The organism is Pseudomonas sp. NFACC41-3 (assembly GCF_900109505.1).
GTDB lineage: Bacteria > Pseudomonadota > Gammaproteobacteria > Pseudomonadales > Pseudomonadaceae > Aquipseudomonas > Aquipseudomonas chlororaphis.
In genome coordinates this window covers 716,460-730,868 of record NZ_FOAE01000004.1, presented here as the reverse complement: position 1 = coordinate 730,868, position 14,409 = coordinate 716,460, and the positions used below count along the sequence as shown (strand labels likewise).

The 14,409-nt window shown below is 53.9% G+C and carries 12 protein-coding genes; 6 read left to right on the top strand and 6 right to left on the bottom strand.

The features are described from left to right. Positions 1–106 precede the first annotated feature (106 nt). A complete protein-coding gene (locus tag BMY68_RS21455; protein ID WP_009042086.1) occupies positions 107–451 on the top strand; it encodes a hypothetical protein in 345 nt (114 codons plus the stop codon). Between the two features lie 6 nt (positions 452–457). Here the strand turns inward: BMY68_RS21455 and BMY68_RS21450 are convergent, their stop codons facing one another. Next, positions 458–1,012 carry a GNAT family N-acetyltransferase gene (locus BMY68_RS21450; protein WP_085529791.1) on the bottom strand — a complete coding sequence of 185 codons (555 nt, stop codon included), beginning with the start codon at positions 1,010–1,012 and terminating at the stop codon, positions 458–460. 339 nt (positions 1,013–1,351) lie between these two features. On the opposite strand from BMY68_RS21450, the gene BMY68_RS21445 reads away from it, so the two are divergent. Then, complete coding sequence (locus BMY68_RS21445; protein WP_053259584.1) at positions 1,352–1,669, top strand: hypothetical protein; 318 nt, start codon at positions 1,352–1,354, stop codon at positions 1,667–1,669. 170 nt (positions 1,670–1,839) lie between these two features. Continuing rightward, positions 1,840–3,480 (top strand): ArnT family glycosyltransferase, encoded by a 1,641-nt coding sequence (locus tag BMY68_RS21440; protein ID WP_085529792.1) that lies wholly within the window; start codon positions 1,840–1,842, stop codon positions 3,478–3,480. A gap of 39 nt (positions 3,481–3,519) precedes the next feature. Here BMY68_RS21440 and BMY68_RS21435 read toward each other — a convergent pair whose 3' ends face one another. Continuing rightward, on the bottom strand, positions 3,520–4,620 hold the full coding sequence (locus BMY68_RS21435) for a polyamine ABC transporter substrate-binding protein (protein ID WP_085529793.1): 1,101 nt from the start codon (positions 4,618–4,620) through the stop codon (positions 3,520–3,522). Between the two features lie 245 nt (positions 4,621–4,865). Further along, complete coding sequence (locus BMY68_RS21425) at positions 4,866–5,771, bottom strand: LysR family transcriptional regulator (RefSeq protein WP_085529795.1); 906 nt, start codon at positions 5,769–5,771, stop codon at positions 4,866–4,868. A gap of 109 nt (positions 5,772–5,880) precedes the next feature. On the opposite strand from BMY68_RS21425, the gene BMY68_RS21420 reads away from it, so the two are divergent. Then, complete coding sequence (locus BMY68_RS21420; protein ID WP_085529796.1) at positions 5,881–7,119, top strand: SGNH/GDSL hydrolase family protein; 1,239 nt, start codon at positions 5,881–5,883, stop codon at positions 7,117–7,119. A gap of 131 nt (positions 7,120–7,250) precedes the next feature. On the opposite strand, the gene BMY68_RS21415 is transcribed toward BMY68_RS21420, so the two are convergent. From BMY68_RS21415 to BMY68_RS29675, 3 genes are all read right to left on the bottom strand, one after another. Further along, positions 7,251–7,637, bottom strand: coding sequence for a DUF6124 family protein (locus tag BMY68_RS21415; protein ID WP_085529797.1), 387 nt, complete (start codon positions 7,635–7,637; stop codon positions 7,251–7,253). A gap of 580 nt (positions 7,638–8,217) precedes the next feature. Then, on the bottom strand, positions 8,218–8,610 hold the full coding sequence (locus BMY68_RS29680) for an HNH endonuclease (protein WP_139214898.1): 393 nt from the start codon (positions 8,608–8,610) through the stop codon (positions 8,218–8,220). Between the two features lie 38 nt (positions 8,611–8,648). Further along, positions 8,649–9,050: a hypothetical protein gene (locus BMY68_RS29675; protein WP_139214897.1), complete on the bottom strand. Its 402-nt coding sequence runs from the start codon at positions 9,048–9,050 to the stop codon at positions 8,649–8,651. A gap of 821 nt (positions 9,051–9,871) precedes the next feature. On the opposite strand from BMY68_RS29675, the gene BMY68_RS29925 reads away from it, so the two are divergent. Next, positions 9,872–10,045: a hypothetical protein gene (locus BMY68_RS29925; protein WP_175534859.1), complete on the top strand. Its 174-nt coding sequence runs from the start codon at positions 9,872–9,874 to the stop codon at positions 10,043–10,045. Positions 10,046–10,173: 128 nt separating this feature from the next. Beyond that, positions 10,174–14,349 (top strand): NACHT domain-containing protein, encoded by a 4,176-nt coding sequence (locus BMY68_RS29670; protein WP_139214896.1) that lies wholly within the window; start codon positions 10,174–10,176, stop codon positions 14,347–14,349. The last annotated feature ends 60 nt before the right edge of the window (positions 14,350–14,409 follow it).

Genomic DNA, 14,409 nt, shown 5'->3' with positions numbered 1-14,409 from the left:
GGTTGCGGCAATCGTCACTACGCTGGGAGGTGCGCCCGGCGGGTGATTGATCTTTGAAAACGCCCTGGGCGCCTTTCTTTCCTACGGCTGAACAGGTGCCTTGAACATGCGCAAACTGTGGCGAAAGTATCTGGACCTGCTGGACGGCGACCTGAACACGCGGGTCTTCGACAACGTCAAGAACCTGCTGGTCTGCGCCTTGCTGTTCGCCGCCGGGACCAATGCGCTGCACAGCGACCACCACCTGTTCCTGGGCCTGTTCGGCTCCAGCCTGACCGGCTGGGGGTTGATCGGGGTGTCGGCGCTGCTGATGCTGCTCAATGTCAGCGACGGCCTGCGCCGGCTGGCCAGGCTGCCTTATCACCGGCTGCTGCAGGTCGCGCTGTTCCTGGTGTACCTGGTATTGGCCGTGCGGGTGGTGGAGATCGTCTGGAACTTCCGGGCCGAGTAGCGCCAGTCACATCAGGGCGTCGTTGACCCGCGCGGTGAGCACATGATCCTGCCAGCGCCCGGCGATTTGCAGGTAGGCCCTGGCATAACCTTCACGCTCGAACCCCAGGCGTTCCAGCAATGCGGCACTGCGCTGGTTGTCGGGGATGTAGTTGGCCATGATCCGGTGCAGCTTCAGCTCCTCGAACATATGGCCGATGGCGGTCTGCAGCGCCTCGTGCATCAATCCTCGGCCCTGATGGGCCGCGGCAAGGGAATAACCCAGGTAACAGGCTTGGAACGCCCCGCGCATGATCCCGGTGAAATTGCACGTGCCGATCATCTGGCCGCTGGCCTTTTCCAGTAGGGCGAAATGCACGGCATTGCCAAAACCATAGGCGACCGCCTGCTGTTCCAGGCGCAGGCGTACCTGTTCGGCGCTGTAGTAGTCGGCGGGACGCAACGGCGACCAGGGCGCCAGGTGTTGCTGGTTGTCCAGGTGATAGGCGCTTTCGAGTTCGGCCTGGGCCGGGCTCAGCACGACCAGGTCGAGGCGGGCGCTGTGGAGTTCAAGGAGGGCCATGAAAGTATCTCGACATAAGGAGGACAAAGGCTTGCTGTCATCGCGACAACACACAAAAACTCTACAAAAAAACGCGTGTCGGCCGCCTCGGAAATACCCTATACAGCTAGCACCCCGCAATCGCCCATGGCGTTCGCGGGCGCCCGTACCACCCACCACGCAGGAGATGGACATGTTCAGGTTCCTTACGGTCACTGAATTAGAGCAAACCCCTCGGCATCGTCATGGCGGCTCCGTCAGCGGAGCCATTGCTGCCTGGGAGCTGAAAAATCTGGCTCTCAATACCAAGGGGTTTGTCATATGTCCAAAGAATTACTCGGAGTTTCTGCTGTAGGGCTGATGGTGCTGGGCGAGTTCTGCGCGATCTACAGCGAAGTGGTCGCCGCCCGCCTGGCGCATACGGGCAACACGTCATGGCCGGACCTGGCGTTGCCCGTACTGATCATGTGTTTCGCCGGTATCTGCCTGATTGGCGCCTATTGGCTGGGCTATTTGGCGGTCGGCGATATCTGGATGATCACGGTGGTGTCGGTGACCTCGCTGTTGCTGCTCGAACCGCTGGTGATCTGGTCGGTGTTCCGTGAGGTGCCGGGGCGCGGCACGCTGATCGGCTGTTGCCTGGGCGCGCTGGGCATGCTCTCGGCGGTCTTTCTGTAAATCGCGCAATGACTCGAATACGGCCTGGCGGTGATCCCGCCGGGCCGTTTTTTGTCCGCTGTCGAGGGTTCGATGAATCCTGATAAACGTTCAGCGATCGTTCAGCACTTGTTCCCGCAACATGCTTGCCGTCACGCCCACTGAGTGGCGATCAACCTGGCGGGTAGATGATGAGTCAGCAGCAACGTTTTGGCGTGGAGTCTTCGGCAATTTTCCTGCTGGCCCTGCTGCTGTTCACGTTCGGCATCTGGGACCAGCCGGCGCAAGGCTTCGATGGGCGCTGGATGTTGTTCTTGCAGGAGATGTTCCGCCACGGTGCGAGCCTGTTTCCCACCACCTATAGCGAGCCTTATCCGGACTATCCGGGCACCGCCACCTTGTTCAGCTATGGCTTTGCCCAGCTGTTCGGCGCACCTAACGAATTGGCCAATATCCTGCCCACGGCACTGGCCTCGGCCGGGGTGCTGGCGCTGCTGTACCGCCTGCTGGCGCCGTTCGACCGCACCTGGGCGCTGCTGGCGGTGCTGCTCACGGCGCTGACCACCCAGTGGCTGGAGAAGTCGCGCTCGGTATGCCTGGACCAGATGGTCTCGTTGCTGTGCCTGGGCTGTTTTTACCTGCTGCACAGCGGCGAGCAGCTGGGTTCCAAATGGCGCCAGTACGCGATTTTTCCGCTGTTCGTCATCGCCTTCGCCATCCGCGGTCCCCTGGGGTTGATCGAGGTCTGCGGCGTGGCCTGTACCTACTGGGCATTGAGTACTTGCCGGGCACCGGGCGACGGCTGGCGGCTGCTGAGCAAGGTGCTCGTCCATGGGTTGATCGGCCTGATCCTGCTGGCCGCCTGCTGGTGGGCGTTGATGCAACTGGCGCACTTCAGTGGTGGCGAAGCCTTCGCCCGGCAGGTCTACCAGATGCAGGTGGGCGGGCGCCTCGATGAAAGCGGCGAGCCGCTGTATTTCTACTTCCAGCTCAGCCTCTACCGGTACTTCCCGGTGGTGCCGCTGGCGCTGGCGACGCTGTTTGTCCTGCGTCGGCAATGGTCCACGCGGCACTCCGACGACAAGCTGCAGCTGCTGGCGCGCCTGGGCGCCTGTGGATTGATGATCCTGCTCGGCTTGTCGGTGCCGCACTTCAAGCGTGCCTATTACATCCTGCCCATGGTGCCGATGTTCGCGGCGGTCGCGGCTTACGGCCTGCTCCACCCGCAGCGTTGGCTGCTCAGGGTGCGCTGGTTTTATCTCGGCCTGGTCGGGTTACTGCCGGGCTTGTGCGCGGTGGTGTTGCTGGTCTGCCGGCACAGTTGGCAGAAGCATGGTTACTGGCCGGCGCTGTCATTGCCGCTGATGATGGCGGTGTTTTTCGGCCTGCAGGTGCTGGCGCTGCATGTCTGGCAAATCACTCGCAATATGCCCGGGCGGCGCCTGGTGCTGCTCAGCCTGTTGGCCCTGGCGGCGCAGTGGTGGCTGCTGGTGAAGGTGATCGAGCCGGCCAAGGACCTGCAATTCGCCACTCGGGGTTTTGTCGACCAGGTCGAGCAACTGCGTGGGGAGGACCGCGGCACCTTGGTCTTTCTCAACCTGGGCAAAGACACCTGGGCGGTGCGCTACATGATGAACCTGGACCACGACGAGCAGCCGCGGTTTATCGGCAAGGACGATCTGTCGCCGCTGGCGTCGCTGCCACGTCCGGCCTGGGTGATTCTGGCGCGCAAGGATCGGGCGTTGCTGGCGGGAACGGCCCTGGAGCAGGCGACCCCGGTGTTCGAGGGGCGCTTGAATGACAATCCCTGCCTGGTGTTCGAGCTGAAGTGAAGGTCAGGCAGCCCCAGGGCGGGGCTGCCGGAGGGCGGATTATTTATCCGACTTGATGCTGGTCCAGACCCGGGTCCGCACGCGTTCCAGCTTTTGCGGCAGCGGCTGCACCACATAGAGTTTTTTCAGGGCTTCGGGGGTTGGCGTCAGGTCGGTATTGCCGGTGATCTCCTTGTTGATCAACGCAATCGAATCCTTGTTGGCGTTGGGGTAACCGAGGAAATCACTGATGGGCGCGATGACTTTCGGGTCCAGCAGGGTATTGAGGAACTCATGGGCCTCGGCGACATTCTTCGCGCTCTTGGGAATGGCGAAGGTGTCGAACCAGATCGGCGCGCCTTCCTTGGGCAGGCGCCAGTCCACCACCACGCCGTTGCCGGCCTCTTTGGCGCGATTGCCGAACTGGTAGAAGCTGCCGGAGTAGCCGATGGCCACGCAGATGTCGCCGTTGGCGATATCGGTCATGTATTTGGCCGAGTTGAAGTAGGTGACGTAGGGGCGGATTTTCAGCATCAGCTCTTTGGCTTTTTCATAGTCCTGCGGGTTCTGGCTGTTGGGGTCCAGGCCCAGGTAGTGCAGGGCCAGCGGCAGGATTTCCGACGGCGAGTCGAGCATGGCCACGCCGCAGGATTTGAGCTTCTCCATGTTTTCTGGCTTGAACACCAGGTCCCAGCTGTCCACCGGCGCATTGTCGCCCAGCGCCGCCTTGACCTTGGCCGGGTTGAAGCCGATCAGCACCGTACCGTACATGTAGGGCACGCCGTACTGGTTGCCCGGGTCGTTGCGGTCCAGCAGCTTGAGCAGCTCGGGGTCTTGGTGCTTCCAGTTGGGCAGCTTGGACTTGTCGAGCTTCTGGAACACCCCGGCCTTGATCTGGGTGTCGAGGAACTGGTTCGACGGCACCACCAGGTCGTAGCCCGAGTTGCCGGTCAGCAGCTTGGCTTCGAGGGATTCGTTGGTGTCGAAGGTGTCCCAGGTCACCTTGATGCCGCTGTTCTTGGCGAAGTCCTTGGGCACCGACGGCAGGATGTAGTCGGCCCAGTTGTACACCCGCAGCTCGCGCTGCTCGGCCTGCGCCGCGACGGCCAGCAGCGACAGCCCACAAACGGTGGCACTCAGTATGGTTTTCATAGTGGCCATGAATTTTTTCCCCAGCGTGGCGATGGTTTTTATGTTCTGTACGCGGCAGGCGGTCCTTGAAAGGCAAAGGACAAAGAGGGTCAAGGTTCACAAGGGCGGTTCTGGTGACAGCCTGGGCCACCGAATCAGTAGTCCGGGTTCGATTCTTGCCGACGGCCCCTGGGATTCACAGCACGGGGTTGGCCAAAAGGGGATCGTAATGGCCATTGATCGTGGCCAGGGCAGGCAACGCGCTTGCCTTGGGTTCAGGGAGTGAAGCCCGGCAACCGCGCCACCCGCTCGGCCAGGTACTCCATGAGCAAACGCACGCGCAGGGGCCGGTAGCGGCGCTCGGGGTAGATCAGGAATGCCTCGTTGGCTGGCCCGCTCCAGTCGGGCAGGACCCGCATCAGCTGGCCGCTGTCCAGCAGGTCGCTGACCAGCCAGGCCGGGGTGACGCAGAGCCCCGCGCCCTGCAGCACGCCGTCGCGAATGGCCAATGAGCTGTTGCTCCGGTAGCGCCCTTGGGGGGTGACGCTGACCTTCTCGCCGCTCGGGCCGCTCAGCTCCAGGCGGTCGCCCGCCGCCAGCCAGGCGAAGCGCAGGAAGTTGTGCTCGCCCAGGTCGGCCGGGCTGTTCAAGGGCGCATGCTGGCGCAGGTACTCGGGTGCCGCCACCAGGTAGCGCGGCGACGTGGCGATGCGCCGGGCGATGGCGTTGGGCGGCAAGTCACCGCCCAGGCGCAGGGCCAGGTCGACGTTTTCCTCGGTGAGGTCGACGAAGCGATCGTTGAAGATCAGCTCCACCTCGATGTCCGGGTATTGCGCCATGAACGCCAGCAGCAAGGCATTGAGGTGCAGCACGCCCAGGCTCACTGGCACGTTAACCCGCAGCACGCCTTCGGGGCGCTCGGTCAGGCCGCGCACCTCGGCCACCGCTTCGCTGTATTCCTCCAGCACGGCTTTCGCCCGCTCGTAGAAACGCTTGCCCTGTTCGGTGGGCGTCAGCCCACTGGTGCCGCGGGTGAGCAGGCGGGTGCCCAACTGCTGTTCCAGGGCCGCCACCAGCTTGCTGACGGTGGGCTGCGTGCTGCCCAGCTCCCGGGCGGCCGACGACAGGCTGCCCAGCTCGACGGCGCGGACGAAGCAATGCATCGCTTTGAGACTGTCCATGGGTATTCGATATCGGAATGGGCTGTATGAAGTTATGCCTTCTATCACGGTTATTTCGAATGGAGCAATCTGGCTCGCCTCAGCCTTACGGCTTCAAGGAGCTACCCGGATGAAAGCCCTGTACTCAAGATTTTCCCTGCCGCTGATAGTCACGGCCCTGCTTACCGCAGGTCCTGCCCTGGCCCAGGACAACTGGCTCACCACCTGGATGGCCAGCCCGCAACCGACCTGGGGCAACGAGCTGCCGCTACCCACGCGGATTCCCGAAACCCTGGCCGACAGCACCGTCCAGCAGAAGCTGCGCGTCAGCGTCGGCGGCAGCCGGGTACGGGTAGTGGTTTCCAACGAATACGGCCAGCAGCCGCTGCTGATCGGCGCGGCACGGGTCGCGGCCGTGGAGAAGGGCGAGTCCGTTCGCGCCGGCTCCGGACAAGTCCTGAAGTTTGGCGGCGAGGAGCAGGTCAGCATCGCGCCGGGCGAAACCCGCACCAGCGACCCGGTCGCGCTGGCGGTGCAGGCCCTTGGTGAGCTGGTTGTCTCGCTGTACCTGCCGCAGCTCACGCCGCTGACCACCTTCCACTGGGACGGCAAGCAAACTGCGTTTATCGCTGCGGGCAACCACGTCGACACTCAGCAGTTAGCGGGTGAGCGGCAAGTGGAAGCGCGGCTGTTCCTCAGCGACATCCTGGTGGACGCCGCGCCCGACAGCCGGGCGCTGGTGGTGCTCGGCGACTCCATTACCGACGGCAATGGCTCGACCCTGGACAGCAACCGCCGCTGGCCCGACTTCCTCGCCCAGCGCCTGGCCGCCGAAAACATCGCCGTGCTCAACGGCGGCATATCCGGCGCGCGCCTGCTCGAAAATGGCAGGGGCGCCAGCGCACGGGCACGTTTTCAGCGCGACGTGCTGAGCAAACCCGGCGTGAAAAGCGTGGTGCTGATGCTGGGGATCAATGACATCAGCTGGCCCGGCACCGCCTTCGCACCGAACGCACCCTTGCCTGCACTGGACAAGCTAATCACCGGTTATCGACAACTGATCGACCAGGCGCACCGCCACAACCTGCGCATCATCGGCACCACACTGCTGCCCTTCGAAGGCGCGCTGGAAGGCAGCATCATCGAGCACTACCACAGCCCACAAAAGGAACAACTGCGCCAGGCGCTCAACCAGTGGATTCGCAGCAGTCGGGCATTTGATGCGGTGATTGATTTTGATCGGATGACTCGCGATCCGCGGCATCCGACTCGGCTGTTGCCGCGGGTGGATTCGGGCGATCACCTGCATCCGGGGGATGAGGGGAATAGGGCGATGGCGGAGGGGGTGGAGTTGGGGGTGCTGTTTTGAGTGTTTGGCAGGTGCGTTGAATTCGAATGCGCCCAGCATTCCAGGCCGGTTCAGGCCGTGTCTGTTTTCCACATGCGCAGGTGATGTCATTAAGGAACAGCGCGGCAGGTCATGCTGCCGCGCTGTGCGTTCTACTTCAGCGATGGCGTGTGGCGACTGCCATCGAGCAAGGCGTCTACCACGGCCCGCGCCATCTCCACCGAGTGCACCATAGACCAGATCAAACCGCGCTCGATGCCACTGCCGCGCTCAGTGATTTCATCGGAAACCTCCTCGGCGCTTTTCAGCAGCAGGGAGACATGGAGCAGGGCTTCTTCGGCGTTGATGCCTTCCCGGACCGAGAACAAGGAATCGCGGCTCACCGGGATACTGACGGTTTTTTTGAGCGACTGAATCAGAGACACATCAGCAGGCTGAACTGACAGCTTCTGCCGGATGTGCTGATTGGCCAGATCGTGTTCGAGGTTTCTGACGCGATGGGTAGCAGTGCGGGGCGGATCGGGGACGAGCTTTTTCATGGTGTAACTCCTAGTACAGAGATAGGAGCCATCACCGTCGCTGCTAAACGATAGGGTGGCGGCCGTTCGCAGGTTAGCAGACCGGTGACTAGGACCCCGGCGCACCCGAAGGTGCCCTGCGCACGGCCGCCATAAAGCGGAGCCAAAAAAAGCGCCACGTAATGGGGACGCCATGCGCCTAGTTACACGTCGAGCTGCTAAACCCGGTCACTGAATTTGCAGTGACGAATCGAGGCTAGCCAGTGTCGGGCGGTAGGCGCAAGCGGCTGGGAGTTTCTAGGAAAATTCGCACAATAGAAAGAGACTTAACGCTGCTTCGGGGGAAGGAAGGCTTGGTCTGCGATTGATCTGCTATTACGGGGAGGGAGCGTAGTAATGGCGATGGTGGAGTACTGGGGGTTAGAAACAACAAAGCCCGCATAAGACGGACCTTGTTGGTGCTTTGTTTAGTGGGGCAGGGGCATTTTAACTCGTTTCAGAATACCCAGCTTTTATTGGTTTAAATTAGGGGCGATTTTCTTGGGGATACAACAGGGGATACATGTTGCTTTGGGTTAGAGGTTATTTCGCTAACCGGGGCTCAGGAACTACTCATAAAAACATGGTTTCGATGATACTGAAGATAGGGAAGGGCTTTGGGGTTGAAAGGAACCTTACGAGGCTGTTCTAAACCGAAAACTGCTCGATCGTGTGCATTGATATTTTCTGACACCAGCAGAGTCCCATCATCAGTGAAGGAAATTAAGCCTGCGTCAAGTAACGCGTGCAGCGCTACGTTCAAAATTATGCTGTTGAACGGGTCTATCGCTTCGGCGATGAGGTCTGATTTACACGCGGCAACCCCTTTTATGTGAGCTGCCTCCAGCACGCATGTTGCGCCCGATAGAGCACACTTGGCTTCCCATACGTCTAGGGCTCGTGTTCTAAATTCGAGTTGAAATGTCCGGGCCTCTCGAACCGTCTGACGGAACATCGGGCCCTCAGGATCTTTCTGGATTCGTTTAGAAGAGACTAACCATTCTCTCGAGCTCTCGAGCTCTCGAGCTCAAATGCCAACTCCTCCTGGGATATATCCATCAGTTGCTTGACGGGAACTTCTACCCATCCAAGCGTAGGGCTTAGCAGGGGAGAGCTTGATTGACCATGTCGCCAAGCGTCCCGTCGCTGAGTCTCTATACCCACCTTTACTCTAAAGGTCTTTTTCTTCCTCCTGAGGTAGGCGTTCTGTATCGATGCGAGCGCCTTGAAGTACGGAGACGATTCAGAAGCAGCTTTAAAGCCGTGCTTGTAGAGGCCTTTCAATCCTGCAAACGGCAGAAGAGCTCTGGCTACCTTCTCAGGGGATCGACTACTGACCGGTATCCAGATAGTCGAGTCTCCTTCCTCGTAGACCTTTATTTTAAGCGGGCTCAAGTTTTTGCTCCTCGTCTACGCGGTATAGACTGATGCTGTATGGAAAAATGATAGCTGTGTCGAAACGGGCGGACGAAATCGTGCCGGGGGACCCTGAGGATATCTTGCGGACATGGGGCGGAAACCCGCGGGATCTTGTTAGCGGTAGTCGCCCCAGTTTACTGAAATTTCAACCTTGAAATTGAAAGGATCTTGTAGAAAAAAGGCCATCGTTACCGCATTGGTAACGGTGGCCTGGGATCACCTATTTGATAGGGCAGCAGTTCACTGGATTCGCCTGTTCACTAAGCTGGGAATCCTTTCTTTAACAAGCCCCTGCGGGTTTTACCCCGTACCCAACGGAAAAATCAGGGGCCCTTTGAGTCGCAGAGCAGCCTGAAGCCAGAAAGTCCCGTCACCGCTGGAGGCTAATCAGTAAAGGGGGGCTGATATCGATCAGCGCTTAAAAACGTGTAACAGGTGTAATGCGTGTAACGATCACTACCAAGCATTTGATTTTATTGAGAAAAGTTGTTGCGCGCTACGTCATCCCATTCCAGAGAAATGTAACACGCCAATACGGGTGTAACCCTCATATGACCCAAAAGCCCCGCGATTGGGTGAAATCATTACTAAGGTCTATTGTTTCATCATCCCGTTTAACTCGCCTGGATGGCACTGAGCAGAGTTCATTAGCTTAGATTTGCAGAGATGGCATTAAGCCACTCGTCTCGTTATGCTGAGGAGAGTGCTACAGCAGCTCGCTAAATGCGTGTACCGAGAAGGTGGAAATATGTCTCAACACCTTGAAAGTTTTTAGATTTCAGAGAGCAAGCAAGAAGGTGGCCGATCAAGGTTTTGTTGAACATGCAAAACAGGAAGAAGTTGAAGAGCTAAGATTGCGTAAATTTGAATTCGAGGCCGTATTAGGACAGGTCGATAAGGATTTGATGTATGTTGAAAGTTGTGTTGAGAATCGATATGTATTCCCCCGAGACGAAGGAGATTTAGGTTGAGGGTAGATGAGACTTATCAATGCAGTGTTTCCGCAAGTCTGTCCTTTGATGATGATTCATTAGAACTATCTGGCTTTTGCATGCTAGAAATGACAATTTAACGTGGTTTCATATATCTGGTGGTTTTTATGACTGTTGAATGGAGTCAAATTAAGTCTTTCAATAACTCTCAGAACTCTGCATTCGAAGAGTTGGTATGCCAGCTGGCGAGAGAGGAAGAGATCCCTGGGCGTGTGAGCTTTTATAGAGTGGCAGCTCCTGACGCAGGCGTAGAGGCTTATTGCGTACTAGATAGTGGTGATGAGTATGGTTGGCAAGCAAAGTATTTCGATAGTATGGGGGCATCCCAATGGTCACAAATAAAGAAATCATTTGAAACAGCATTAAAAACACATCCAAACTTAACTAAATATTATGTTTGTCTTCCAATGGATAGAGCCGATCCACGAAGAGATCAGCAAAAATGGTTTATGGATCAATGGAATAATAAAACTGATGAGTGGAAAGAAATAGCTCAACAGGTGGGGAGAACGATAGATATAGTTTATTGGGGAAGTTCTGAACTAATCCATAGGCTATCTATGGATGTGAATGCCGGCAGGAAGTTTTTTTGGTTTTCAAAAAATGAGTTTTCTGAAAAGTGGTTTTATCAGAAGGTAACATCAAGTATAAAAGATCTTGGGCGTCGATACTCTCCTGAGGTAAACGTTGAGCTTGGTGTGAATTTTCGTTTTGAAGCGATGGCGCGCTCCAATTTTTTTAAAGAGTATGCGCGCAACGTCTTCGATGAGCTTTACATTCAGGTTGATTGTTTGTTGAAGTCTTCTATAGTTCAACCAAAAATTCCGCTGGCGGCTCCTGCTGTGGAATGTATTAATAGCATAAAGGTAAAATGCGCCAGAGTTTTTGAACCTGGTATAGAGAATATTTTTTGGGACGATATTTTATATTCTAGTCAGAAACTGAAGGAACTCATAATTGTCGCAAAGAATGATGTCGAAAACTCTTTAAAGGATAAACAAAAGGAGCGTGAATTTGTTAGGAGGCTGTTTGGGAGTGCGGAGGATTCTATTCGAAATCTTTTAATTTTTATTGAGGAGAATCGGAAGCTAACAAACTCGCCTTACATGCTTTTGACCGGTGAAGCAGGAATAGGCAAGTCTCATCTGTTGGGGGATTTATCTGCTAGGAAGCTGAAGGAGGAGTGCCCAGGCTTGCTCGTTCTAGGCCAGCATCTAACTTCTGAAGATGCTCCATGGACACAGATTCTCAGGAATATACTTAGGCTTCAATGCTCCGAGGAGGAGTTACTGGGGGCATTAAATGCCCAAGCAGAGTCGAGAGGCGAACGGCTGCTTTTTATAGTTGATGCTATAAACGAAGGTCGTGGTAAGTTTTTCTGGGAAGCCCATATTCATAGTTTTGTGCAGAGTTTTAAAGCTTATCCATGGATAGGTTTGGTGCTCAGCGTTAGAACTTCATATGTGAGAATGCTAAGGCTTGACGATTCCGAAATAGAAGGATTGAGCAGGATTAGGCATTATGGTTTTGCCGGTTACGAAGATGAAGCATCAAATTTATTTTTTGCACAATATGGAATAGCTAAGCCATCAATTCCTCTGCTTAATCCAGAGTTCTCCAATCCTCTATTTCTAAAGTTGTTTTGTGAGGGGGTGAAAGGGCGGGGCAAGAACGCAATGTCCAAAGACATTGGTGGTATTAGTGATGTGGTTGATCATTATTTTGAAAGTATTAATGAGCGACTGTCCTCTCCGTCAAAATTTGATTATCCAGTAGAAAAAAATTTAGTGAAAATTGTCGCCACGAACGTTGTAAAAAATAAGCTAGAGTCTGGGGCTGCTTATATTACATACGATGTTGCACATGATCTGTCGGAAGGAATAGTAAATAGGTACAGCAACAAGCGCAGATTTCTCGATGCACTCATTTCAGAAGGTGTTTTATCAAAAAATGCATTTTGGAAGCAAGGAGGAGCGCAAGAGGGAGTCTATTTATCTTATGAAAAGTTTGAGGATTATTTGCTTGCGGATTATCTTGTTTCCGACGAGATAAATCCTAGTGAGGTTTCATCAGCATTTGGAGGTGACGGGCCATTGGCGAAATATGTCAACAACCCTCACTTGCACCAAGGTGTGCTTGAGTCGTTATCGATACAGTTGCCTAATAGATTTGGTTTGGAGTTGTATGAGGTTCTGGCTGATGACTATCCATATACGAAAAATATTGTAGAGGCGTTTATTAATAGCCTTGTATGGCGTACTCCACAGACTATCAAGAAAGAGAGTTGGGACTATATACGCCCTCTAGTGTTGTCGGATGATGATATATTTGATCAGTTTGTCCAAGCTTTATACTCTGTTGTTGGCGATCCAGCACATTATTATAACGCGGATAGTCTTCATTGTTATCTTTATAGTCTGTCTATGGCAGATCGGGATGTGGTATGGAGTTATTATATAAACGCACAGGAAGATGATTCTTCGAGTATTTGGAGGCTGATCAAATGGTCTCTAAATATTGAGGATAAAAACGTTTTTTCTTACGAATCTAAGCGTTTGTGTGCGATAGCATTGTCTTGGCTGTTCGTGACTACAAATATTAAGGTCAGGGATTCCGCTACCAGAGCGCTGACTAAACTTTTAATGAATGAGTTGGTGATTGCAAAAGAACTACTAAGCCTATTCAGAGAGGTAGATGACTTTTATATTCTTGAAAGGGTGTACGCTTCGGTATACGGGGCAGTGGTTAACTCCACAGTTTTGGACGGTTTAGGTAGTATTTGCGATTATATAAGTGCGCTAGTGAAAGGTATGATGGAGTTTTATCCTAATGTACTCGTCAGAGATTATGCTAGAGGCATAGTTGAATATGGTTTTTATAAGGGATTAGTTGGTAGGGATTTGCTGGATTCGGTTAGTCCGCCATATAAAAGTGAATTTCCGTATGACTTTCCTAGCAATGAAGAAGTGGATGCGTATGGCAAGAGTAACAAGTCTGAGGGCAGTTCGGGTGTTCAATCAATACTCAGTTCAATGGTGACTGAATATGGCAGAGGCGTGGGTGGGTATGGCGACTTTGGCAGGTATACATTCGAGAGTGCCCTCAGGAACTGGGAGTGTGACGCCAATTTATTAAGTAACTATGCCTGTAAACTAATCTTTGATAGGTATGGCTATTCTCCAGATAGGCATGGTGTGCTCGATAAATATGCTAGATCGACAGATCGTTATAGTAATGAAGTTGAGCGAATAGGTAAAAAGTATCAATGGCTTGCGTTATATGAAATCGTAGCTAGGCTAGCAGATAATAAAAAGATGATTGATGAAACTAGCGGCTGGAGTAGGGATAATGTTAGTTATGTGAAGTATGAGGGGCCGTGGAATCCAGCCTTGAGGAACATAGATCCTACTATGGTTTCTACAAAAGAGAGTCATGTTCCTGATGCTATTTTCTGGGATAAACCTGAATACGATGATTGGGGTATGAGTAACTCTGATTGGCTGAAGTCTACTCAAAATCTTCCAGAACCAAAAAAAATCATCTCCATGGTGGATGCTGAAGGGATCGAGTGGCTTGCTTTGGAACGTCATTTGAGTTGGAAGGAATCTGCATTTTCTAGTTCTTTTTATGATCCGGATAATCATAAAAATATATGGTATCAGTGTCGAAGCTATTTGGTGGCAAAGCGCGATTGCAATAAAGTTGTCACGGAACTAAAAAAAGAGAACTTCATGGGTAGATGGATGCCTGAGAGCAAAAGTCAGTATCAGATATTTAGTAGAGAGTATTATTGGTCGTCAGCTTATAGGTACTTTCAGAAGCCGTATTATGGCTGGAGTTCTTGGGAAGAAATATCTAGCGCTATCACGAAGGAGGTTATTGGGAAAGTTCAGGTGACCTCTGAGGGGCATCATTGGGAAACGGGGTCTGATGATGACAGCAAAAAAGACTACCTGTCTCCCACAATGGAGATATTTCATGGGCTTAATTTGAAATATTCTTCGCGAGTAGGTGAATGGGTGGACTCATCCGGTAAGTTGGCTGCATTTGACCCGGCTGCCAACGGAATAAGTCCTTCCTGTTTATTAATTAGGAAAGATTTGCTGGTTGAGTATTTGAGTGAAAATGATCTTGATATATTTTGGAGCGTATTAGGCGAGAAAACCCTGTATGGAGGAGTTGTCTCTAGGAGTAAGGATTTGAAGTGGCTGGAGTTTTCTGGTGTTTATACTCTAAGTGAGAGCGTTGAGGGAGATTTGCGGGTCCACCTAGAAACTAAATAGCACGATTGACTTTAAATCTAGTGCGCAATAAAAAGCCGACTACTGTCGGCTTTTTTGGGG